We start from the raw sequence: 23,991 nt of genomic DNA, 5'->3' as shown, positions 1-23,991 counted from the left end.
TACAGGCTAAGGAAGGCTCAAAGAGCCGTAAGTAGAAAGAAAAAAGGAAGCAATAATAGAAAGAAAGCAGTTCAAAAATTAGCAAGAGCACATCAAAAAGTTAAGAATGCGAGAAAAGATTTCCACCATAAATTAAGTACTCAGTTAATCCGTGAGAACCAAACGATAATAACTGAGAATCTGCAAATTAAAAATATGGTCAAGAATCATAAATTAGCTAAATCTATATCAGATGCTGGATGGTATCAGTTCATACAGATGCTGGAATATAAATCTAAATGGTATGGCAGGGAATTAATTAAAGTCGTTCCTAATCACACCAGCCAAGATTGCTCAGTCTGTGGCTGGCGTAATAAAGAGCTTGAGTTGAAAGACAGGTCATGGACTTGCATCAATGGGCATACTCTTGAAAGAGATTTAAATGCAGCAATAAATATAAGAAATAAGGGTGTAGGGCATACACCATCAGCTTGGGAGATATACAGCGACATTGGTCGAGTAGCCCAAGAATCCCACCTGATTTAGCAGTGGGAGTGTCAATGTCAAATCATTATCGCGTGGGTAAATCAATTAAAGTTTTCACCTATCTTATAAGATGAAAATTGTGAATATCTATTAGCTAAATTGGATGGCTGACGCTTTTTAAATCCTATTTTTGGAGCCCTAAAAAAATATAGATTATGAGTGTAACTTGGTTTGAATGTAAGGTGAAATACAAAAAAACACACGAAACCGGAGAACAGAAAATGACCACAGATACCTATCTTTTAGATGCGGTATCGTATACCGAAGCCGAGGCAAGAATTAGCGAAGAGATGACTGCCTACACCAGTGAGGATTTTAGAATCATGAATATTAAAGTCGCTAATTTTTCTGAAGTTCATCCTTTCGAAAATTCCGACAGGTGGTTTAAATCCAAGGTTTCTCTTGTGGCTTTAGATGAAGAAAGCGGAAAGGAAAAAAAGACCAACATTTACCTGTTAGTTCAGGCGAATGATGTAAAAGAAGCTTTTGAAAATACTACAAAAGCAATGGAAGAGACGATGGGAGACTACTCCATCCCGTCTATAACTGAATCTCCAATTTTAGACGTATTCCCATATTTTACCGGGGAAGAAAAACAACTGGAAAAATTTAATCTGCTTGATGCTGATGAGCCTTCAGAGGCTGAAACTGAAGAAGAAGCAGAAGAAGTAGTATAGTTTATATCAAAATACAAAGAGACTGGCTTAAAAGTAAATATCAGACCTATCGGTTTAAGGCTCTAAACTGTTTTTCCTGTCAACATCTTAGATTCCAAAACCAGTTCAGAATGACGAATTGAAACCTTTTAAGCCAGTCTCTTTGTTAAGTTTTATTCAGAGAATCTTCAATTTTAATAAGACCTAGTTTTTAAATTTCTTCCAGATTATAATTCCGAGTTTTATAAGTCCAAAAACTACAAATCCAACAACCAGTCCGGTTAGAAATTCTACGATAATTCCAGGAATATTTTCAAATAAACCGTGGAAAAAATCGAGGTTGTGCACAAAGATTCCTCCCGAAACCAAAAGCAAAGCTATGGTACCTATAATCGATAAACTTTTAATGACCTTTGGAAGGGCACTTACCAGAAACCGACCAATTTTATCGGAAAAACTATTTTCTTCTTCGTTTAAATTTATAAGTTTCGCACCAAATTCATCCATTCTTACAATTAACGCCACAATGCCATAAACTCCAACAGTCGCAATTATAGCAATAAGTGTAACTACGAGAATCTGAGTAAGCAGGGGCTCCTGCCCTACCGTTCCCAATGCTATAATTACAATTTCAACCGAAAGTATAAAGTCAGTAAGAATTGCCGATTTTATTTTCTCCTTTTCCCGGCTTAAAACTTCTTCTTCTGAAAGTTCTTCGAGTTTTGGCTTTTCCTTTTTATGTAAATGCGGAAATAAGTATTCATGAACCTTTTCAGCACCTTCGTAAGCCAGGTAGAGTCCGCCAATAATCAGGATCACGGTAATAGCTGATGGAAGAAAACCACTTAGCAAAAATGCCGCCGGCAAAATAATAAGCTTATTTAGAAATGAACCTTTTGTAATTGCCCACAATACCGGTAATTCTCTGGCAGACATAAAGCCTGATGCTTTTTCTGCATTCACGGCAAGATCGTCGCCTAATAGACCTGCTGTCTTTTTTCCGGCCACTTTTCCCATCACCGCTACATCGTCCATTAAAGCTGCAATATCATCTAATAAGGCAAAAAATCCTGAAGCCATAATTATTTAATTTAATGCGGAAAGGTAAGTGTATTTAGGAAATTGAAATCTAAAAATTATTGTAATACTTCTACAATTTCAAATCTCTAAGAAAAAACTTAAATTGATTTCACCTCTATTTAAAAATATTCTAAATAAAATTTGTGCTTTAAAAGAGAAGATTTTACTTTCGCTTTAATATTTATTTAGACCTATTCTACATAGATAGAAAATTAACAACTTTTGTCCGGCGCTGACCGGGTTCTTAAAATTCTGGTAATGGAAAAAAATAAACCGGGGAAAAAATTCAGAAAATACATTAGAACCCTGCATTTATATCTTGGCCTGGCTACAGGTTTAGTTGTTTTTATAGTTTCTATTACCGGTTGCCTTTGGGTATTTCAGGAAGAAATTACCGCCTTAACTTCTAAAGTACCAGAAGTTGTTCCACAAACCAATCCGGAAATATATCCATTAGAAGCCAAAAATATTGCGCAAAGCGTATTTCCCGAAAAATATATTCACGGCACTTTATACGGAGGCGGCAAAAAACCTATTGAAGTCATATTTTATGAAGAAGAACCGGAATTTTACCAGTCGGTATTTCTTCATCCCTGGACGGGAGAAATTCTTCATACAGAAGATCATCTAACAGGATTTTTTCATTTTGTTTTAGATGGGCATATGCATTTGTGGTTACCCAAAGAATTAGGAAGCGAAATTGTAGCCTGGAGTACTTTTATTTTCTTCCTTATGCTGGTTTCGGGTATTATTCTCTGGTGGCCTAAAAACAAAAAAGTTAGAAAACAACGTACCTGGTTTAAATGGAAACCGAGCACAAAATGGAAACGTAAAAATTATGACCTGCATCAAATTATTGGTTTCTATGCCAGTTTTATAGCTGTTATTTTCATCTTTACCGGCCTGGTCATGACTTTTGAAACTTTCGCAAAAGTATTTTATAATGGTATTGGGGGTGAAAAAGAAGTGGTTTTCGCGGTTCCAGAAAATCCAAGCGGAAGCTTCAAAAATTCACCGAAAAAAAATGAGCCTATTAGAGAACTAATGCCTTTTCTAAAGGAAAAATTTCCTGATGCTAAAGACTTTGAAATTCATTATCCACACGATGAAAATCATAGTATTTATGTAGAAGTTAGCAATAGTGACGGAATTTATTACGATTCAGATTATAGATTTTACGACCAGAATGATCTCTCTGAAGTTCCGTCTAAAACCATTTACGCAGTCTATGAAGAAGCCGGGGTAGCCGAGAAAATATTAAGGATGAACTACGATATTCACGTGGGTGCAATCGCCGGTTTACCGGGTAAAACTCTGGCCTTTTTAATTAGCTTATTATGTAGCTCCCTGCCGGTAACAGGCTTCCTTTTATGGTATGGTAGAAAAGTGAAAGCAAAAGCTCCCCAGCGGCAGGAAAAACAGGTTTTAGCTACTTCAAATTAATAATTGACAATTGCTTTATGCAGGAACCGGTTTCCAGAACAACCTCAACTTTTAGCAAAAATGTCTTCCCAGGTATAGTTTTCGCTTCTAAATAATCCTTCCACTATATTCCTGCGTTTTTGTAGCTCTTTTTCGTCTTCCTTAGAATTTAATGAAGGAAAATTATAAGAGTCACCCGCGTTATCTCCTATTAATAAATTTGAAGCGAAATTATTTTCCATATCTTCTAAGAAATCAGACAAAGAAGAGCGCAGTATATTTAATTCCTCCCTGTATTTATTTTCTTCTTCGGAATAAAGAAGAATACTAAGTGCTTCATCTAACCTTGCAATATTAATACTGAAACTGTCCCTTTTCTTACTTTGCCTGTAAAAATGAACCACAGGATATGCGTAGTGATTCACAGAATGTTTATCTATTAAAGTTCGGAGTTCTGAGATTTGTTGATAACTGAAGGAAGAATCAAAATTTAATATATTATTTGCTATTTCCTGTGGGCTTTTTCCAAGATGATAAATACTTTTAGAGAGGGTTCTTTTGTTTACCAGTGCCGATGAAACCGAAAGGAAATAGGTCATTGAACTGGTAAAGAAAATAAAGCCGAAGAAAGAAAAAGCTCCGGTTAGCAATTCAAATATTGCGGTTGTTGGTTCGAAATTTCCCATTCCCAGGGTGGAGAGCGTATAACTTGTAAAATAAAGACGCTCCCAAAAATTTGCTGCTTTACCACTGCTATTGGTGATAGCTTCGGGATTTGAAGAGAAAACCAAAAACAGACCACCCCATATTAGGAGAAGCCAGAAAAATAGGATCATAAGATTCACAAACAAACCATTATAATTGTATGTTTTTCTACCAAAAATCTTCACACAAAACTGAATGATCTTATCAGATAGAATAGAAATATTCCTAGAGACGAACCCGGTACCACTTCCCGAAAGCGTGGTAAAAAAAAAGTCGTGAATTGCTATAAGTAACAAGACAATTCCGATAAATAGTAATATTCCAGACATCTTTTGTTTTTTTAATTTTTCCTTTAGACTTCTAAAGGTAAAAACAATTTGATTAATCTTTCCTATAAATTAAAATCTGTGGCAGCGCCGGACATTGATTAGTATCTAAGCTTTATTTTTATGAAAATTTTAAAAAAGACCCGCTTAATAAGCTATATCTTAGATACTCATGGATAATCTATGAGCATAATTATGAAATATACAAGAAAGTACTGGTTGCTTCCCCTACTGTTTTTTGTTTTTACCTCCTGTATTGATAAAAAACAGGAACAAAGCGTAGAAGTTAAAACCGAAGAAGAAGTTAAAGAAAAGAAAGAAGTAATACCTGATATTGCCGACAGCAGTTTTAAAGACGGGATGACAGGTACTGTTTATCATTATTATTTAAAAGTACGAACCGCTTTATTTAACGATGACCTGGAAGCTTCTAAAGATGCTTCCCAAAATATTGCAAACAGTTTTGATGAGGATTTTGCCGAATTAAAATCTCTTTCGGAAGAAATGGCGAAAGCTGAAGATATTGAAAAGTTAAGAAGTACTTTTTCTGATTTTTCTGTTGAAGTTGAATCCCTATTTAAGCAAAACCTTTCTGAAGGAACAATTTACAAACAACACTGCCCAATGGCTTTTAATAATAAAGGAGCATTCTGGTTTGCGGAAGTGGAGGAAATTAAAAATCCTTATAAAGGTGAAGAAATGCCGAAATGTGGTAGTGTAAAAGAAACAATCAAACCAAAAAAATAAATTATGCAAGGAAATTATGCAAAATTTGGATTAATGATGTTGGTCTCATTCATAGTAATGTACGGCATTATGTTCTTAAATGCTGATAAGTTTGAATATGTGATGTTAAGCACGATGCGAACGTATATGACACTTTTAATGATAACAGCTATGGCGGTTATTATGCTGTTATTTATGTTGGGGATGTATAAGAATAAAACCCTTAATGCAATTATATTAGTAGTTTCTTTAGTTGGTTTTGGTTCTGTTTATTATATGATGCGTACACAAACCGGAATTTCAGACGTTCAATATATGAAAGGGATGATTCCCCACCATGCTTCGGCAATTTTAACCAGCCAGGAAGCCGATTTAAAAGATCCCGAAACCAAAGAACTTGCTAAAGAAATTATTGCTGCTCAAAAAAGAGAAATCGCTCAAATGAAAAAAATAATTTATCGGCTGGAAAACGAGGAAAAATGATCCGAAGAAAATAACTTTATTAAGGATTGAAAAAAGATTTAGCCAACCAGGTTTACTCCTATTATTTGGGTCTTCTATTTTCTACAGAAATTAGTTTCGAACCACAGACTTTAAATTCTTTTTGATGAAAAAACTTGCTGTATAGACAAGCAGGATTTTTTTTATACTTAAGTTCTACTTAAATCTCCTTCAAAGCCAAAAAATGATCTATCGATTGCTAAATCAATATCTTCTGAAAACCTTTAAATTATACTCCACGCCTTGCTTAATGAAGCTCCACCCTTAAATAACAAATAGTTTTTTAATTCAGTGCTAAAAATTGCTCGCAAAGCAATCATTACCCATAGATCTTTTTCGATAGCCACAGGGAGTAGACTTTTTTCGAACTAACTTTATCTATATTTAGTTTTCGATCCTTGTTCAACTCATTCCCACTACATTTTCGCAAAAGCTTCATTCCGGGAAAGCGCTTCTCTACAAAGGTCTTGCACACCATCGAAGAAAATTGCGACCTCCATTACGCTATCCCGATGAAAAATCGGATCGCTCCACTCCAGATGGAAATTTTTCGATGAAGTTCACAAGATTGGATTTAAGATCATAGTTTTTCTTTCCCACAAAAGTTATGGTGTTTCCTTAACCATATGAAAACATCCTCCTAACGTCCTCCCCTTTTTGAGATGCAAAAAACAACATTCTTTTCTGGACAGCGGCATAAAGCCGCTTCGGCCTAGCCTACTCTTTTTATATGCCTTACCTAGCCAGGATGTTGTAAAACAAAAGCATTAAAAAAGGGAATGCGAAGGAGCTGAAAGAAGTAAATGAAATGAAAGATCAAAAACTATTATATTTCTCTGCGTTTTTTTCTTTTTATTTCTTTTCTACGTAAAAAAAGGAAAATGCTCCAGATAAAAAAAGTAAATTAATTATATGAATTCTATCTGTCTATCTTGGTACTGTCACCAATAAATTTTTCTATTAAATTATAAGTAAAGGGAAGTTGAAATTCCAATCGGGAAAAAATATCCTCCGAGATACTTCTTCTGCTAAAGGGCACGACTTTTACGTATTCCTGAATTTCTCCTTCAGACCGTCCGTATTTATACTCATAAGGAAAATTTCCTTTTTCATTGGTTATAATATTTGGATTATCCTGATTGGGAACACTTATGTAAAATTCACTGTTATGTATATTACCGTTTTCATTGAAAAGCTTTTCCCCCTTCAAATGCTGAAACAATTCCAGGGCCGTATTTACTGCAGGATCAATAAGGTCAATGTCTTTAGCCATAAACTGGCGGTAACGGTAGCTCCCATCTTCTTCCTGATAGTTATACAATTCTTTTAATACAAGATCAATTTCCCTGGTTAAATAAGGATAATGAGTACAGCCAAGAATAATAGATTTTAAAGGTTGTTGCACATTTGCTTTTCTGATTTTTTCCAGTAAGGAAACAAGGTGATAGCGCACATAATTCTCAGCATCGTTAATCTGCAAAATACTACAATCATCGCTACCCTGGGAATCGCAAAGCATTTTGAAGTCCTCGTAATCGAAGTTGTAAATATCCATAAGGGCTTTATCAATCCTTAAATTACCCTTTAAGTTTGGGCCCTTATAATTTTCTCGTGGCTTGGTTAAATCTTTGTCATAATAATCGGAATCTTCATCCACCGCTTCAGCGATGCCTACCCCTCCCTGCTGAAATACTTCAATATTACTAGTGTACTCCAGTTTGTTTTTTTGCTCATTGATGGTGTTGACATACCCCTTGGAAGAAACAGTTCCGGCTGTAGCCATTACGGCTATGGTAGCATCTTCATCGAGAGCGAGCTTTTCCAGGGCACCCCGAACCCCAGCATCAATAACACCAATTACCTTAATGTCTAATTCAGCATGTTTCAAAAAAGTCTCAATATTCTCTTTGCCATAAGCCGTAGCCGTATTACAAGCAATAACCAGAGCCTTGATAGGCAATTTATCGGTTTTGAAGGTTTGGGCTTCAGAAGAAGGATAATACTTGTTACCAAGAATAAACTGTACATCTTTAAGAATGTGCTCCAGTAGTAGCTCATCTTTATTTTCTGCTGAATAATTACCATAGGGCATATTGGCCTGGTCGGCCAGGTAAATGAATTCCTCCATTATAAAATCGATTTCTCCATCTGCACCTGGATCCAGGGATTCATTGTTAAAACCATCAAAATTAACGATGGCATCCAGGACGGTTAAACCACCAATCCCGGAATCAAATACACCTATCGGTAGTTTTTTTTCTCCTTCAGGATAATCTTTTGTATTGATATAATAAAAGCTATCCTTATCCTTTAATATACTATTTGTGATGGCTTCCTGCCCCCAAAGGATGCTGGGCAGGAAAACTATCAATATGAATTTGTATAATCTCATGATATTAAGGTTTTGTAGTTTGTGAGGTTAAGAGTTTTCCGGAAGCAGCTTCTGTGAGTTTATTATCTTCCAGGCTTATCTGCCCATTAATAATGACAGTTTCAATACCTTGTGGATACTGATGAGGCTCTTCAAAAGTGGCCATATCTTTAATTTTTTCGGAATCAAAGATCACCAGATCCGCTATGCAACCCTCCAATATTCTACCACGGTTATTGAGTCCAAGGAGATCAGCCGGCATCGAAGTCATTTTCTTTATAGCTTCAGATAGACTTAGCACCCTCTTATCTCTGGCATAAACACCTAAAACCCTTGGGAAGCTTCCGTATGACCGGGGGTGTGGATGATTTTTTCCCGGTTGGGATAATTTCCCATCTGAAGCTATCATAGTTTTAGCGTGTTTCATGATTCGGTTTACGTCATCTCCATGCATCACATGGTAGATCATTTGTGCCCCACCGTTTTTTTGGGCTTCGATGATTAAGTTTACAGCATTGACGGGAGTAGACTCCAGACCCTCCATTTCCAGCCAATCTTCCATGGTTTTTCCCTGCAATTCCGGTTTCCAGTCGAATTTTCTGAATTGTAAACGTTCCAATTCGTCCCCAACCCGAACATGGATTATATTATAAAGAATTCCTTTTTCTATACTGTCTCTTAGGGTTTTATCCTCAAGCCGTTTTTTAAACCTATCACTTCCTCCTGCTAGCGCCCAGGATGGGATTAATGCAGATATCCCTGTAGAACTTGCTGTATATGGATATTGATCTAATCTCACATCTAATCCAGCGGCATTTGCAGAATCGACCATTTTTAGAGTTCTATCACTAGCACCCCACATCCCGGCACCCAGCGCTTTATGGTGACTGAGTACTACCGTAATATCGGCCTTTTCAGCTATTTCAATTGTTTCTGAGACAGCTTCGATCAAGCCCAAGCTTTCATCACGAATATGGGAGGAATAAAAACCTCCATGAGCTGCTGCAACTTTGGCAAGAGCAATTACCTCTTCGGTTTCAGAATAGGTACCTGGCACATAGGTTAGCCCGGTACTTAAACCAAAGGCTCCGTGATTCATTGCTTGAGCCACCAGTTCCTGCATTTCCAATAATTCTTCTTCGCTTGGATGGCGGTTCTCTGTTCCCAAAACCCTCTCACGAACCGAATTATGACCTACCTGGTATCCCACATTAACACCTAACTTTAGCTCTCTTACTTGGTCAAGATAGGCGGGGAAATCCTCGGGTCCACCTCCGTCCGCACCACCAATGAGAAGGCTTACGCCCTGGCGCATGGCACTTTCAGCAGCAGGTAACTCCCTGATGTTTTCTATATGCGCATGAGTGTCTATAAAACCGGGAGCCACAGCTTTAAAATTAGCATTAATGCTCCTAGCCGCAGTTTTATCTTTAAGGTCTCCAATAGTTACAATTTTATCCAGTATTATGGCAATATCCTGTACCCTTGGTTCATCTCCTAATCCATTATAAACAGTAGCATTCCTTATAATGAGGTCATAATCCTGCGCTTTAGTATACTGCCCAAGGAGGAGCAGGAAGCTGAGGGGAATTATTAATCTGAATTTCATATTGCTCAATTCTATATGTTAGTTTGAGTTTGTAATAAAAAAACTTAGGTTCTTTGCAAGACTTGCCTTTTGAGGCTCATCAATTTCCCGGTATTCCTTTTCCAGATCTGCTAAAGCCTCAAGAGAGATCTCGGCTTCGTCTGCAATACTTTCATACCAGGAATACAGGTTTTCTTTATTTAAATTACAGATCTCTTTTTGTAAAAGATGTTCAATTTTTTGCTTAGGCACCTCCAGAGTTTGTCCCTTTAAATAACCTTCAACCTGCTTCCGAATCTCTTTTAGGTAAGCGGTATTATACCTGTTATTTAATACAACGATCAAACTCTTATCATCGATATATCTTTTAATAGAAGTGAGATTTCCTGCCCAACTTCCAGTGTGATAAACTACCTTCCCCAGACTATTATCATTGTAAATATGCCATCCAAATCCGTAATCGGAGCTGTCTTTTTCTGGCTTATAAACCTGGAAGATTTTATCCTTGCTTTTTTCGCTGAATATTGCATTGGTATTTAATATACTATCCCATTTAACAAGATCATTTATACTTGAAGATAATCTGCCCGGGCCTAATCTGCCGCTTAAAAAAGTATAGTAATTTTTCCCCGGAAGGTTCTCCGGCTTGGTATATTCACAGGTTTTAGGGTTCAGCATATACGCGGGAGCATAATTTTTCATTCTCCAGATCGTGTCCCGTTCGTAGAAAGCGCTTGATTCCATCTCTGTCGGCCGAAAGATATTTTTTTCCAGAAACTCATCCAGTGTCTCACCGCTAAGTCTTGCGACTATTTCTGCAAGTACCACATATCCCGAGTTAGAGTAGCTATATTTCTCCCCGGGAGCACTTTCCAGATCAGGTTTCTCAGATTTAAAATAGGAAATTATGTCTTTATTGTATGCAACCTTTGTAGTGTCCCAGTTTTTTCTAAAATGGGTAGCATAATTTACCAGTCCTGAAGTATGAGTTAGCAGATGTTTTATGGTGATTTCAGAGTATGGAAAGTCATCTAAATAATCCTGAACTTTGTCTTCAATATTTAATTTACCCTGTTGTTCTAATAAAACTATTGCTGCTGCTGTAAATTGTTTGGAAACGGAGGCTACCTCCATAGGAGTATTAGCTTTAAAATCCTTATCAAACTGAAAATTTGCTTTACCGTATCCTTTTTTCAACAGAATTTCGCCATTCTTCTTTACAGCTACAGCACCATTAAACATCTCTTTTTCCTCAAGTTCCTGAAAAAATCTATCCAACGTCTTATCAGTAGTAATTTCATCTGAATTCTGTGAAACGGGCCTTGGTTTGGTTCCGCAAGAGAGAATCCCTAACAAGCCTAAGAGAAGCATTAAAGATAATAGGTTTCTAGTCATTGTTGAGTTGCTTGATTAATAATTATAAAATCTAAATGCGGAAAAACATAATGCCTTCACGCGATTTAGATTAAAATACCTATTGAATTATGGCTAATTCATTAGAAACCGGGATTTTGCGGCCCTATCTGGGGATTGGCATTTAATTCACTTAATGGAATTGGCAATATGAATTTCTCATTGGGATACGAAGCTTCAATTACATTTCCTTCTCCCTGATCTATACTTACTCCTTTTTTATTCCTGTTTAAATCAAATAGTCTATGGCCTTCAAAGGCAAGTTCCTTTCTTCTTTCTAGTAGGATTCTATCAATTAATTCATTCCCGACTTCAGCAATTTCCTCAGCACCTGGATTTGCTCTGCTCATAACTACCTGTAAATCCTGTTGTGCAAGCTCGTTTTGCCCGGTCTTTGCATAAGCTTCAGCTCTTATCAGATACTGCTCTGCTAGTCTCAAAATCTTAATATTATCATCGTGCAAAGTTCCATTAGGGAATTTATTAACGAAATAAGCTTCCTCTTCAGCTCCTGGTTTAGAACCTTCTAAAATGGCTTGTAGGCGAACATCATTTTCATCATAAGTAGCAACAAGATCCTCTGTAACCAGGGCATCTGCATATCCAGTCACGTCAAAAAAATGTCCCAAACCATTGGTTCCGGCATTATCTGCTATAGTATTAATTACTTCCATAAGGGTTTCTTCATTGAAATCCAACGACCATAGCTCCATATACCTTTCATTTGGAATGAGTGAAAAAACATTACTTTCAATAACATTTGTACTATAAGTTATAGCCTTCTCGTTTTCTTCTTCATACAAGGCCACTCTTGCGGCTAAGGCGTATGCCGCATTCAAGGAAAACCTGCCGTCCTGATTGGCTTCAGTCATAAATGAAACCGCTGTACTGAGATCTGAGTTTATATGCTGGTAAACTTCATTTACCGAATTTCTGGAAGGGGAAACTTCATTTTCATTAATTTCGATGATTAGAGGTATACCAGGGTGGCTAGCACCTGCAGTAAAATTATAAGGTTGTGCAAATAAACGTACGAGGTCAAAATGAGCCAAACTTCTTAAAGCGTAAGCTTCTCCAAGTAATTGCTTTATTTGAGCTTCCTGACCGGGAAATTGTTCGAGTAAATTTTCGCCTCCCTCAATTACCCGTGTCGCATTTACCGCCACTTCATATATTGAATTCCAGGTACTTTCTACATAAGAATCCTCTTCACTTACGACGAAATTATTAAAATCAAGATATCTCCCCGTATTTCTCAAACTTAGGTACAGATTATCAGCCATAAGTTCAGGCATAACATATACATTCCTTCCATAGTACCCATTGCTTTGTAAATTACTATATACACCATTTACCGCAGTTTGAAGGGTACTAAGATCTACTACTGCATTTTCTGCAGCTACATTTTGTTCCGGATCTATTTCAAGGAAATCCTCGCTACAAGAGATGGATAAAAAAGTCCAGAAACTAACTAATATAAATTTTATACTTTTTTTCATTGTGCTTATTTTTAAAATGAAAGATCTAGTCCAACTAAAAGCTGTCTTGAAATAGGAATTCTGAGATCAGATTGACCTGTAATTCCAACTTCTGGATCCATTTCTATTTTATCGTCTTTCACCCAGGTTAAAAGATTATTCCCTTTCAGATATAACCTAAGATTATTTACTCTTATTCGCTCTATTAAACTTTCAGGCAGATTGTAAGATAGGGTGACATCCCGTAGTCTTAAATAAGTACCATCATACAGAAATCTTGTGGAATGTTGACTTGAAAGTCCTGATTGGGAATTACCCCAAACCACTTTAGGTACATCAGTGATATCACCAGGGTTTTGCCACCTGTTCTCATAGATATTCTGTGTCATATTACCTCTATCATTAAGCCTTGCACTCCCGTCACTGTTTGTATACCTACCCCAATAATCGTAAACTTTATTTCCATAGTTTAGGTAAAGCATGAAAGAAAAGCTTAAGTTCTTATAAGTTAACGTGTTCGTTAATCCGGAATAAAAATCAGGTAATGCGCTACCTTGTTTATAAGGTTCCGCTTCACTATACTGATTGGTTGTATTGGTTTCACTGCCATCGGTATACCATAAAGCATCACCATTTTCCGGATCTGCCCCTGCAAAACCAGGCATAAAGAAAGTATAAAAGTCCTCTCCTACTTCTCTTTTATAATATCCGTCAACTATTGCTTCGTCATCTTGGAGTTTAGTGATCTCATTCTCGTTAGAAGTAAAATTGAAATTACTAGTCCACGAAAAACCATCAGGATTATCAATATTTACAGTATTAAGTGCGAACTCCCAACCCGAATTTTTCATTTCACCAATGTTTGCCAGAAAATTTGTTATTCCGTTTGTTGCCGATATAGGAACTCGAAATAAAAGATCTGTAGTTGTCCTATTATAATATTCAATTGTTCCAGTTATAAGATGATTAAAATTAAAGTCCAATCCAACATTGAAAGGTTTATTCTTTTCCCAGGTTAAACCAGGGTTTGATTGCTGACTATATACATATCCTGGTTGACCATTATAATCGGCTCCTGTGGAATATAAACCTCGGGAGGCAAAATCCCCAATTTCCTGGTTACCATTGACTCCATAACTTGAACGTAATTTTAATTCTTTTACAACTTCTGCATTCTCCATGAAATCTTCAGCAGCAATATTCCAGGCCCCTCCAACAGACCAAAAATTAGCATACCTAACATCGGAACCAAAACGAGAAGAACCATCCCTACGGCCGGTCGCATTCAAATAATATTTATTTCCAAACGCATAACTGGCATTAATAAAATAGGAGGAAATCGAGGATGCTGTTCTACTATTTGTTGCATTGAGAAAAACAGACGCATTGTCTAAAGTTGTCAAGCCAGGTGCTCCATAATTACTGACATAAGCATAAACCGAACTTCGTTCAATTTTCTGAGCTTCTTGTCCTAAAGTAAAATCCAGATTATTATCATCATTAATCCTCCAGTTGTACTTCAATAGGTTAGTGATATTATAATTAATTATTTTATTGTTATAGGCTCGCCCCCTACCACCGTCATTTCTACCCTCTCCAAAAACAGGATTATCAAAACGGAATTCATCGGCTAAATTGAAATCAACATTTCCTTTTGTTTGAAAACTCAAGTTTTCTGTAAAATCATAAGTTAAACTAAGATTCCCCAGAATTCCATAAATTTTGGTTTCACGGATATTTTCTTCTACGAGTCCTACTGGATTATAAGTAAGAAGAATATCAGTATTATAACTACCATCCTCATTATAGACCGGTTCCCAGGGCACTACCCGGGCCAATGCCCTTACTGGGTTATGAGCACTACCGGCGTCGCTATTGGTGTTTAATTTCTGATTGTTTGCAGCAACCCCAAAATCAATTTTAAGTTTGTCGGTTGCCTGATGATTTACATTTAATCGTGCATTCAGTTTATTATAACCAATCCCTATTATTACCCCTTCCTGTTCATACAAGCCTAATGATGCGAAAAATTGTGTTTTTTCTGAACCTCCATTTGCGCTAATATTATACTGTTCATAATTTCCAGTCCGGGTAATTACATCTACCCAGTCAGTATCAATGGTTCGATCTACATTACTGTAAATATAATCTTCAGCTTCCTGTTGAGTGTCCCCGGCATTTACCCTGCTTTCAATTAGTAATTCCAGATGCTGAGCGGTGTTGAGCGGTTTATTCCGATCTGGTATGAGCATTTGACTAACTCCACGCTGAGCACTTACATCAAAGGTTGTTTTCCCTTCTTTTCCCTGCTTTGTAGTAATTAGAATAACCCCGTTTGCACCTCTTGATCCATAGATAGAGGTTGCAGACGCATCTTTTAATACCGTTATGTTTTCAATATCCTTTGGGTTAATTCCCGCAATAGTATTAGAACTGGTAGCGATTTGAGAGATATTGCCTGAAATCACGGGAATCCCATCTACAACATATAAGGGATCAGAACTTGCATTAATAGACCCGATTCCCCTGATCCTAATATTTGGAGCTGCACCTGGTTGACCGCTCTCGGTTGACATTTGCAACCCGGCTACGTTACCTTGAAGGCTTTCTTGAAATGAAGCCAAGGGAGATTCGTCAATTTTACTAACATCTACATCAACTGCAGCTCCTGTAAATGATGCCCGACTTTGTTTTCCATATGCAACTACTAATACTTCACTTAGCTGATCCGCATCTTGCAGCATCACTACTTCTATTGGGGATTCCAGGTCAGTGATACGATAGGTGAGTGATTCCATTCCGACATAACTAAATTCCAACACATCCCCCTCCCCGGCTTCGATACTAAAAACGCCATCAAAATCAGTTTGCGTTCCTGTATTGGTATTTTGAATTATTACATTAACTCCTGGCAAAGGAAGCCCATTGTCATCCATTACTTTTCCTTTCACTACCTGCTGGAAACCGGAAGGATCTATAAGACGCTGTGCGGATAATGACCTACCTGAAGGATGGTTTGATTTATATTCAGAGGTCTCGGAAAAATCATCCCTATACAAGACGATATTATTATTAATAATTTTAAAATTAATGTTCGTTGATTTTAAAATTTGGGACATCACTTCCTGAACATTCTCACTGGAAAAGCGGATATTAATTTTCACCTTCTCATTAACCAACTTATTGTTATAGAAAAAATTATAATCGGTTTGTTCTTCAAGATCATACAAGATAGCTCTCAATTCTGTATCCTGATAATTCAACTCAATGTTTTGCCCGTATACCGTTAAGCTGGAAGCCGATATTTTAACAATCGTAAGGCATAATATTAAGGAATAGATCTTCATAATTCTGATTAATTTTTTTGAAAAATCATCGCTATTACAGCTAGGCAGAGGGCCATTCAACTTTTTTTTCATAGTTTTGAAGGTTTAGTTATTATTCTGGTTCATTCAAAAAGAAACAATGCTAAACAGTAAGGGGAGTGTTGTCGCACTTCCCTTACCTTTTTTAATTGTTCTTACTTAATATAAAGGTCTTTTGTTTTTCATTTAAGTGATATTTTATAGGAGAAGAAGCTTCTAATAACTCCAAGACTTCTTCTATATCTGTTTTACGCTTTACTTTTCCTGAGAATGTATAAGTGCTAATTACACTATCTTTAATTTTAATTTCAACATCATACCAGCGTTCCAGACTATTCAGTACATTCTGTATAGGCTCATTATCAAATATGAGAACCCCATCCTTCCAGGAAGTGATATTAAATGTTGAAACTTTCTCAATATTTATTCTATCTTCAACTTTATCAAATGTTGCTTTTTGATTCGGGAATAAGGCTATCCCCGACTTTTTTCTATTATTTTGTAATAACTCCACCTTTCCGCTCACTAGCGTAGTTTCAATTGTTTGATCAGTTTTATATGATTTGACATTGAAACTGGTACCTAACACTCTAACCTTCAAGTCACTTGAGGTGCTCACTACAAAAGGCCTGGCTTCATCTCTCTCGACTTCAAAAAATGCTTCCCCCTCTAGATAAACCTCGCGATTTGATTTATTAAAATCGTCAGCTATTTCTATAATACTACCTGAATTTAAAGAAACTTTACTGCCATCAGGAAGGGTGATTTCTTCCATAAGACTGGGTTGGGCTTCATAGACAGCTAAGGGAGTAGTAGATGATAAATCTGCTTTAGTTAAAAACCATCCACCACCTGCCAAAAGCGCAAGTACAATAACCGAAGCCACTTTAAAGAAAATTCTTTGATTGTGACCTTGTTGTTTCCTAACAAGGAATCTATCAAATTCCTTATCGATATCAATATGATGATCAACCTGGAACTTACTTACATAATCAGCCTTTACTCGGTTATAATACCGGCGATTTTCAGGTGAGGTCTTTACCCAATCTATGACAGATTGTTGAAACCTCTTGTTTCCTGAACCCTTTATAAACTGTATTAAATCTTCTTTTCTCATAACCCTTATATAAATAAGACGATACAGAACAAGGTTACCCCTATTCCATATTTTCTTTTTTTTAAGATATTTTTTTATTTTTTTTAGAAAAGCCCCATATATTCTTGGAGTTCCCTTCGGAATAATCGCAAAGCTTTAGCGATTTGATGCTCTACGGTTTTAATGGAAATATTCATTTCATTTGCGATCTCCTTATATTTTAATCCTTCAAAACGGCTTTTAATAAAGATCTGTTTACAACGAGGAGGAAGTTCATCAAGAATTTGACTCACTTTTGCTTCCAATTCTGTTTCGATAAGAAGTAAATCTGGATGATCCTGTAAAGAGCTTTGGTTAAGTGCAGCTCTTTCTTTTTTAATGTTATCCTGGTAATTAGCCCTTACTTTTTGATGCTTGAAATAATCCAAACATTCATTTTTGGTCATTCTGAATAAGTAAGCATTCAAATTAGAATCTATACTTAATGAATTCCTACTCTTCCAAAATTTGAAAAAGACATTTTGAGTAATTTCTTTAGCTTCATCTTCATCTTCCAGATAGCTTTTCGCAAAATAAAACAACCTGTCAAAATAGAGACGGAACAAAGTTTCATAAGCAGTATGCTCGCCCTTTTTTAGACGATTAATAAAAAGAGAATTATTTATTATACCGTGAGCCAATAGTGGAATTTTTAAATAAAATCCATAAGTAGATGGTAAATATATAATTATTTAATTGAGAATATGATACTTTAGGATGGCAAATTAAATTATAGACATACAAAATAAAACGGCAACTACCTCATTTATTCTATTAGATAACGGTTAGAATTCTTGAATTAAGTGTTTATTTCTTTATCAAATCAATTGATAGTCTAAGCATCTAGATCAATTATTCTCTCAAATACAGGTACGTTTAAAAGGTTAAAATCTCATAGCAGAGTCGAAACTAAAAGACGAAGTTCAAATTTCATAAACGAGAGCATTCCAATCTCTCATACTATTACTTCAATTCTTTTAAAAGCCTTATATCCCACCCAAAAAGCTTTGAATATTAGATGATTTGATGGAGTAGCTTTTGTCACGCGAAATAAATCCTGGTGAATATCATTAGGTAAAAAAATACCGCACTTTCTTTTTTACTTCAGAAAAATAATTACATTTGTTTTAATTTAGACTTAGTCTTAATAAGGATCGAGTTAAAAAAAAGAGTCATACAGCGGCAACTGTATGACTCCAATAAACACTTTTCAACCGTTATAATTAAAAAGCAATGCAATATACAAATTTGCCTTGGATTATTGCACTGTGCTGTATACTCACAGGCTCAGTGTTTTTTCACAATGATAACGAAGTTATTGGTTTCTTAATAGGTATTTTGGGAATTCCCCTTTCTGGTACCGCTTGCCTTTTAAAAGAATTTTTGAAAGAAATTATCATTAAGGCAAAAGGTGAATTCTCATTTAATAGTAAAGGTTACTTCAAATCTAGTACTATTGAAACTTCGCTTTTGTATTATGGTACTCATTCCCAATTTCTTCAGAATTCGAAAATAGAAGAAATCTCAGTTAAGATTTTTCCAAAGGAGTTTCCTGTAAACTCACCTCCGTAAATTTTCACAAAGCGCTCTACAAATCAATTGGGAGTTATACTCCTGAAAAAATCTTCTAGAGACGTATTCGTATCCTGATTTTCAATATTAATTAAGATCTGTTTATCTATGCTAACGCTTGTAATTACTATTACTTTCCTAGGCTTTTTCATCCTTTATAACACTTCTGAGAAAGCAGTGCTAACCCAGTCTTTGTTCCTCGAAAAATGGGTTCAGAATAATCATTTGCCCAGCAAATTTCTGGGTTATACTCTATTGCTTATAGCGTTTATCATAAGCATTCCACTTTTTGGAATTGGGGCCGGTATTTCTCTATACTTAACAATTTTGATGACCGTAGCAAGTGTTGTTATCCTACTTGCTCCCTTGCACTACATTACCTATAAAACGCTATCTGCAATTTTCATCATTTCATTTATTGTTGAACTAATTTTTTGTTGATGCCTGCAAATAAAAAACACTTAACGAAATCGAAAAGTCAACGATTTGCAAAAATATCCGCCGGAATGCTTGGTGGCTATATGGTAACTGAATCGCTACATATTGCGCTGGCTTTTTGGGTAAATCATCTGGTTGTGTTAATGACTCTCAGATTTGGAGGTTTTATTCTTTGGGTCGGTCTTTTAATTCTCGCTTTTCTGGCCAAAAACGGATGGAAAGTCTGGGGCCTCTACCTGCTGCTCACCTTGTTCTCCTGCCTGATGATTTACTTAGGAAAAATCTATAATCCCATTATCTAACTGAAATGAATAAAAGAATATACAACATCCTATTCCACACCCATACCATTAGCGGGATTTTAATTAGTGTTGGTCTTTACATAATATTTTTTGCCGGTTCCTTTTCTTTTTTCAGGGAAGAAATTAATAGCTGGGAAAGAAATGAACCTGTAATGGAAAAAGGTTTTGGTAACGCAAACCTCAATATCCTAATGGATTCGATCAACAAAAATCACGACACATTTGGCCGGGATATTTCATTTAATAAACACGTTGAAGACAGAAGGCTAAGGGTTAATTTATCAGCCTCTAAAGATACTACCGCTCAGCAGGAAGGGGTAAAAAGGGAATTCTTCTATATAGACGCGGACACCCAGAGCGCCTTTGATTATGAAAGTAATTATTCCATAGGGGAATTCCTCTATCGGTTACACTTTTTCGCTCAGCTAAATTTATATGGAACTATAGGTTATTTGCTGGCCGGTATCATTTCCTTCTTTTTTCTGTTCGCAATCATAACAGGACTGATTGTACACTGGAATAAGATAGTTTCAAATTTTTATGTTTTCAGGCCACGGGCTCGATTGAAAACCATATGGACCGATGCCCATACTGCTCTTGGAGTTATAGGCCTTCCCTTTCAGTTTATTTACGCGGTGACCGGCATTTTTTTCATTATTGCTACTGCACTAGTATCACCGCCTGTTTTATCTATTATATATGATGACGATCTAGAAAAAATGTATGAAGATTTCGGATTCGGCCAGCGAGATTTTCCTCTGGCGATGGAAGAAGCTGAAGTACCCGTTGATCTGAATAAATTTATTAGAAAAACTGAATCCCATTGGCCTGACTTCAATATTAAAACCCTTAGTCTTTATAACTATGGAGATAAGAATATGCATGTAGGCTTGCAAGGAACTCCAAAGTATGAAAAGCAGTTTATAGGGCAGGGTGAATTAATTTTTAATGCTGCTACTGGCAAGATTGTATTAGAGAAAAATCCATTTGAAAACACCTCATATGTTGAAGGCGCCAGAGGAGTAATGTCCCGCCTACATTTTGGAGATTACGGCGGCTTAGGATTGAAAATAGTGTATTTTATTCTTGGGATCATCAGCTGTTTCGTGATTATTTCTGGAATCCTTATATGGTTGGTGGCCAGGGACAAAAAACATATTGCCGAGAAAAAGAGAAAATTTAACGCCTGGGTAGGTTGGGGTTTCCTCTCCATCTGTTTAAGCCTTTATCCTGCAACAGCTTTCACCTTTGTTGCAGTAAAACTATTTCTCCCTGATTTTGATCCGGAACGGATGACCCACATCTACCATATTTTCTTTTATTCCTGGTTGGTGCTAATAATTCTGTTTACCCTGAAGAAGGATAACTTTTTCACCAATAAGTATACTTTAATATCAGGTGCGGTTTTAGGTTTTTTGATTCCAATTGCCAACGGAATTGTTTCGGGAAACTGGTTTTGGAAAACCTATGCAAAAGCTCATTATGACATTTTTTTTATTGATGTTTTTTGGATGGTGCTCGCTGCTACAACCCTCATTATCGCCCTAAGATTAAAACGAATTAAGCCTAATTCAAAAAATAAGCAAAAATCAATCGCTACAAATAAGAAGTAATACTGTGGCTACTTTTCTAAGAAACATGAGTCACTCAAATAATAACCTAGTACTAATTCCTCTCTTAAATATATTTCACAAAAAAAGTGTATTAAAAAATCCAACTAATAATTATGAAACGATTTCTATTTCTAAGTCTATTGCTATTTACTAGCTACACTTATTCACAACAAGTAAAATTAAGCGGAAAGCTGATTGATCAAAAAGATGATCCTATACCCTATGCCAATGTAGTGTTGGAAAACACCAACTATGGAACAACCACTAATCAGGATGGAGAATTTGAAGTAAAAGCCAGACCCGGGACCTACATTTTAGTGGTGTCTTCCTTAGGTTACGGCAGGTTTTCTCAAAAGGTAGTTTTGGATAAAACCTCAAATGATTTGGGAACTATTATACTGACCAATCAAACTCAATCATTAAATGAAGTCGCTATTAATTCCCATCATATCAACCGATTCTCCGATAAAAGAACGGACTACGTGGCTCGAATGCCTTTAGAAAACCTGGAAAACCCACAAGTATATTCGGTTATAAGTAAAGAACTTATGCAGGAACAGGTGGTTACTGATATAGGACAAACTGTTCGTAACGCGACAGGTGTAGTTCCAATAATTTATCCTTCAGGCGGATTAGCCACTACCTTCAGAGGGTTTAATGTCGGGATCAATGCAAGAAATGGGATGGAAACCACCTCGGGGCGTTCCGGTATTGATATCGCAAATGTAGAGCGTATCGAAATCCTGAAAGGCCCTTCAGGAACCTTGTTTGGAGGGAATGTCTCTTCCTTCGGAGGAGTGGTCAATTTAGTAACTAAAAAACCTATGGAGGCTAGAAAAAACGAAATTTCCTATACCACGGGTAGTTATAATCTTAATCGTATAACCGCGGATATAAACAACCCGTTAAATAAAGAAAAAACGGTTTTATTTCGGCTAAATACAGCCTTGAATAAAGAGAAAAGCTTTTTGGATTATGGATTTTATGACGCTTACCTAATTGCACCCAGCTTTCTTTTCAAAGCTTCAGATCGTTTAACTTTCACATTGGATACCGAACTTCTTAATGTTAATAGCACCAGGAATTTATATAATCGGTATGCTCCTGAATCAGGGATTACCAGCCCCGAAGATCTAAAGTTGGATTACAATAAGGCCCTCTTCCATAACGATGCTGATGCGCAGACTGCTTCTACAAAAATATTTGCAGAGGCAAAATACCAATTGGCTGAAAACTGGACATCTTCTACTCTATTCTCTTTTGTAGGTGAAGATGTAGACCATAGCTACCAGTATTATGCAACCTGGTTATCCCCTACAGTGGCACAAAGGGAATCAGGCAACTGGAATTCCATTTACAACAACTATACGAACTTACAGGAAAACATCAATGGGGAATTTTCCACAGGAAATATCAAACATAAAGTACTAATTGGTGCCAGTTACAGGAGCTTCCAAAGCAGAAGTGAAGCCAGCCGAACTGGCACTATTGATACAATAGATGTTAGCACGGATTTCCATGCCTTAAGAAAAGAGGATATAGATCCCCATCTGGTTTCGAATTACTGGCCAGGTTGGAACGCCGTTAATTCCTACACCTTAAGTGGTTATGCAACTGATGTTATTGATTGGACTGATAGATTATCGACCATGCTTAGTTTAAGGATAGACCATTTCGATAGAGAAGCTAAAGCAGGGGCAGAAGGTTTTCAGCAAACTGCTCTTTCCCCAAAACTGGGCTTGGTTTATCAAGTAGTAAAAGACCATGTTTCTGTATTCGGAAACTACATGAATGGCTTCCAGAATCAGGCACCAAGAACCCAGCCGGATGGTTCTCAGTTTGTCTTGGACCCTGTTTATGCTGAACAATCTGAAGGAGGTATTAAAGCAGAAGTTTTCGATAAAAAGTTAAGTGCCACTGCGAGTTTTTATCATATTGCCATCAATAATGCTATTCGAACGAACACTGATGGTTTTGCCGCTCAGGATGGTGAACAGGTGAGTAAAGGAATTGATGTCGAAGTAATTGCAAACCCTTTTCCCGGACTGAATATAATTTCGGGTTACGCTTATAATGATAACCGCATAATAAAAAGCTCGGATGAATCTATAGAGGGAAACAAAGCCGTTGACTCTCCTGAAAATGTTGCCAATTTTTGGGCTTCATATACTTTCCAAAACAAACTCAAGGGGTTAGGTTTTGGTGTTGGTGGAAATCACGTTGGTCAGAGCTATATGTTTAGTGACAATGTATTCAGCATACCGGCATACACGGTATATAATGCCTCTCTATTTTATAATCAACCCTCCTGGAGAATAGGCTTAAAAATTAATAATCTGACTGATGAAAAATATTGGACCTTTTGGGGAGTACGACAAGTACCGGCAAATTTTGCAGCGAATTTAACGTTCCGGTTTTAAGACCTTTAGATAAAAGTAAAGAAGGTTTTTCTTGAAAGCTAGTTGCCTTGCGAGTTATGTAGAATTTCCTGAAAATTAGACCTTAAAGAAAATGTTCAAGAACAAATGTAGTTTTTGAGCATTTTCATCTTTGCTAATAGTTAGTTTAGGTTTTGTGATCCTGATTGACAAAAACAATCTTATTTGCTGATTTACTCTATCGCTTCATAAATACTATCTAATCTACCTCCGGATTCCAGTTTACCTAGAATCTTATATGTTTATTTCCGTTTCACTTCCCCTGGTAAAATTCATAATAGTGACATTGTCATAATCGGAGCTGGCACCGTCCAGACCATTCCTAACATTATCCTTG

At 36.5% G+C, this 23,991-nt stretch carries 18 protein-coding genes; 9 read left to right on the top strand and 9 right to left on the bottom strand.

What is annotated here, in order from left to right; all coding sequences use genetic code 11:
* Nucleotides 1-525, top strand: a 525-nt coding sequence (locus B5X53_RS18180; RefSeq protein ID WP_143533285.1) for an RNA-guided endonuclease InsQ/TnpB family protein, incomplete at its 5' end; no start/stop codon positions are given.
* Nucleotides 526-680: 155 nt separating this feature from the next.
* Nucleotides 681-1,202, top strand: coding sequence for a DUF4494 domain-containing protein (locus B5X53_RS18175; RefSeq protein WP_079714636.1), 522 nt, complete (start codon nucleotides 681-683; stop codon nucleotides 1,200-1,202).
* Between the two features lie 183 nt (nucleotides 1,203-1,385).
* Here B5X53_RS18175 and B5X53_RS18170 read toward each other — a convergent pair whose 3' ends face one another.
* Entirely contained in the window at nucleotides 1,386-2,261 is an 876-nt protein-coding gene (locus B5X53_RS18170; protein ID WP_079714635.1) for a DUF808 domain-containing protein, read from the bottom strand.
* Nucleotides 2,262-2,519: 258 nt separating this feature from the next.
* Here B5X53_RS18170 and B5X53_RS18165 point away from each other — a divergent pair, with 258 nt between their 5' ends.
* Entirely contained in the window at nucleotides 2,520-3,704 is a 1,185-nt protein-coding gene (locus B5X53_RS18165; RefSeq protein WP_079714638.1) for a PepSY-associated TM helix domain-containing protein, read from the top strand.
* A 44-nt stretch (nucleotides 3,705-3,748) separates the two neighbouring features.
* Here the strand turns inward: B5X53_RS18165 and B5X53_RS18160 are convergent, their stop codons facing one another.
* Entirely contained in the window at nucleotides 3,749-4,717 is a 969-nt protein-coding gene (locus tag B5X53_RS18160) for an ion channel (RefSeq protein WP_079714634.1), read from the bottom strand.
* A 192-nt stretch (nucleotides 4,718-4,909) separates the two neighbouring features.
* Here B5X53_RS18160 and B5X53_RS18155 point away from each other — a divergent pair, with 192 nt between their 5' ends.
* Complete coding sequence (locus B5X53_RS18155) at nucleotides 4,910-5,461, top strand: DUF3347 domain-containing protein (protein WP_079714633.1); 552 nt, start codon at nucleotides 4,910-4,912, stop codon at nucleotides 5,459-5,461.
* Between the two features lie 3 nt (nucleotides 5,462-5,464).
* Complete coding sequence (locus tag B5X53_RS18150) at nucleotides 5,465-5,923, top strand: DUF305 domain-containing protein (protein ID WP_079714632.1); 459 nt, start codon at nucleotides 5,465-5,467, stop codon at nucleotides 5,921-5,923.
* A gap of 937 nt (nucleotides 5,924-6,860) precedes the next feature.
* Here the strand turns inward: B5X53_RS18150 and B5X53_RS18145 are convergent.
* The 7 genes from B5X53_RS18145 to B5X53_RS18115 all read right to left on the bottom strand — a co-directional run bounded on the left by B5X53_RS18145 (nucleotide 6,861) and on the right by B5X53_RS18115 (nucleotide 17,932).
* Nucleotides 6,861-8,333, bottom strand: a complete 1,473-nt coding sequence (locus tag B5X53_RS18145; RefSeq protein WP_079714631.1) for a glutamate racemase — start codon at nucleotides 8,331-8,333, stop codon at nucleotides 6,861-6,863.
* Between the two features lie 4 nt (nucleotides 8,334-8,337).
* Entirely contained in the window at nucleotides 8,338-9,921 is a 1,584-nt protein-coding gene (locus tag B5X53_RS18140; protein ID WP_079714630.1) for an N-acyl-D-amino-acid deacylase family protein, read from the bottom strand.
* 18 nt (nucleotides 9,922-9,939) lie between these two features.
* The gene (locus tag B5X53_RS18135; RefSeq protein ID WP_079714629.1) at nucleotides 9,940-11,295 is read right to left on the bottom strand and encodes a serine hydrolase domain-containing protein; all 1,356 of its coding nucleotides are present in this window, start codon (nucleotides 11,293-11,295) and stop codon (nucleotides 9,940-9,942) included.
* A 101-nt stretch (nucleotides 11,296-11,396) separates the two neighbouring features.
* A complete protein-coding gene (locus B5X53_RS18130; protein WP_079714628.1) occupies nucleotides 11,397-12,812 on the bottom strand; it encodes a RagB/SusD family nutrient uptake outer membrane protein in 1,416 nt (471 codons plus the stop codon).
* Nucleotides 12,813-12,823: 11 nt separating this feature from the next.
* Entirely contained in the window at nucleotides 12,824-16,138 is a 3,315-nt protein-coding gene (locus tag B5X53_RS18125) for a SusC/RagA family TonB-linked outer membrane protein (protein ID WP_101023075.1), read from the bottom strand.
* A 163-nt stretch (nucleotides 16,139-16,301) separates the two neighbouring features.
* On the bottom strand, nucleotides 16,302-17,273 hold the full coding sequence (locus B5X53_RS18120) for a FecR domain-containing protein (protein ID WP_079714626.1): 972 nt from the start codon (nucleotides 17,271-17,273) through the stop codon (nucleotides 16,302-16,304).
* An 83-nt stretch (nucleotides 17,274-17,356) separates the two neighbouring features.
* Complete coding sequence (locus B5X53_RS18115; protein ID WP_157822108.1) at nucleotides 17,357-17,932, bottom strand: RNA polymerase sigma-70 factor; 576 nt, start codon at nucleotides 17,930-17,932, stop codon at nucleotides 17,357-17,359.
* Nucleotides 17,933-18,524: 592 nt separating this feature from the next.
* On the opposite strand from B5X53_RS18115, the gene B5X53_RS18110 reads away from it, so the two are divergent.
* From B5X53_RS18110 to B5X53_RS18090, 4 genes are all read left to right on the top strand, one after another.
* Nucleotides 18,525-18,863, top strand: coding sequence for a hypothetical protein (locus B5X53_RS18110; RefSeq protein WP_079714624.1), 339 nt, complete (start codon nucleotides 18,525-18,527; stop codon nucleotides 18,861-18,863).
* A 440-nt stretch (nucleotides 18,864-19,303) separates the two neighbouring features.
* Nucleotides 19,304-19,603, top strand: a complete 300-nt coding sequence (locus tag B5X53_RS18100; RefSeq protein WP_079714622.1) for a hypothetical protein — start codon at nucleotides 19,304-19,306, stop codon at nucleotides 19,601-19,603.
* A 5-nt stretch (nucleotides 19,604-19,608) separates the two neighbouring features.
* Nucleotides 19,609-21,216, top strand: a complete 1,608-nt coding sequence (locus B5X53_RS18095; RefSeq protein WP_079714621.1) for a PepSY-associated TM helix domain-containing protein — start codon at nucleotides 19,609-19,611, stop codon at nucleotides 21,214-21,216.
* 113 nt (nucleotides 21,217-21,329) lie between these two features.
* Entirely contained in the window at nucleotides 21,330-23,636 is a 2,307-nt protein-coding gene (locus B5X53_RS18090) for a TonB-dependent receptor (protein ID WP_079714620.1), read from the top strand.
* The last annotated feature ends 355 nt before the right edge of the window (nucleotides 23,637-23,991 follow it).

Origin of the sequence: Salegentibacter salinarum, assembly GCF_900168115.1 — a bacterium.
Classification (GTDB): Bacteria; Bacteroidota; Bacteroidia; order Flavobacteriales; family Flavobacteriaceae; genus Salegentibacter; species Salegentibacter salinarum.
Note: the sequence above shows the minus strand (reverse complement) of the source record. Positions and strands in the feature narration are given on the sequence as shown.

Coding starts and splice junctions, on each gene's coding strand:
- B5X53_RS18100 (WP_079714622.1), top strand. CDS start 19,304: ATGCCTGCAAATAAAAAACACTTAACGAAATCGAAAAGTCAACGATTT.
- B5X53_RS18125 (WP_101023075.1), bottom strand. CDS start 16,138: ATGAAGATCTATTCCTTAATATTATGCCTTACGATTGTTAAAATATCG.
- B5X53_RS18140 (WP_079714630.1), bottom strand. CDS start 9,921: ATGAAATTCAGATTAATAATTCCCCTCAGCTTCCTGCTCCTCCTTGGG.
- B5X53_RS18095 (WP_079714621.1), top strand. CDS start 19,609: ATGAATAAAAGAATATACAACATCCTATTCCACACCCATACCATTAGC.
- B5X53_RS18135 (WP_079714629.1), bottom strand. CDS start 11,295: ATGACTAGAAACCTATTATCTTTAATGCTTCTCTTAGGCTTGTTAGGG.
- B5X53_RS18155 (WP_079714633.1), top strand. CDS start 4,910: ATGAAATATACAAGAAAGTACTGGTTGCTTCCCCTACTGTTTTTTGTT.
- B5X53_RS18130 (WP_079714628.1), bottom strand. CDS start 12,812: ATGAAAAAAAGTATAAAATTTATATTAGTTAGTTTCTGGACTTTTTTA.
- B5X53_RS18165 (WP_079714638.1), top strand. CDS start 2,520: ATGGAAAAAAATAAACCGGGGAAAAAATTCAGAAAATACATTAGAACC.
- B5X53_RS18175 (WP_079714636.1), top strand. CDS start 681: ATGAGTGTAACTTGGTTTGAATGTAAGGTGAAATACAAAAAAACACAC.
- B5X53_RS18145 (WP_079714631.1), bottom strand. CDS start 8,333: ATGAGATTATACAAATTCATATTGATAGTTTTCCTGCCCAGCATCCTT.
- B5X53_RS18110 (WP_079714624.1), top strand. CDS start 18,525: ATGCAATATACAAATTTGCCTTGGATTATTGCACTGTGCTGTATACTC.
- B5X53_RS18160 (WP_079714634.1), bottom strand. CDS start 4,717: ATGTCTGGAATATTACTATTTATCGGAATTGTCTTGTTACTTATAGCA.
- B5X53_RS18120 (WP_079714626.1), bottom strand. CDS start 17,273: ATGAGAAAAGAAGATTTAATACAGTTTATAAAGGGTTCAGGAAACAAG.
- B5X53_RS18150 (WP_079714632.1), top strand. CDS start 5,465: ATGCAAGGAAATTATGCAAAATTTGGATTAATGATGTTGGTCTCATTC.
- B5X53_RS18170 (WP_079714635.1), bottom strand. CDS start 2,261: ATGGCTTCAGGATTTTTTGCCTTATTAGATGATATTGCAGCTTTAATG.
- B5X53_RS18090 (WP_079714620.1), top strand. CDS start 21,330: ATGAAACGATTTCTATTTCTAAGTCTATTGCTATTTACTAGCTACACT.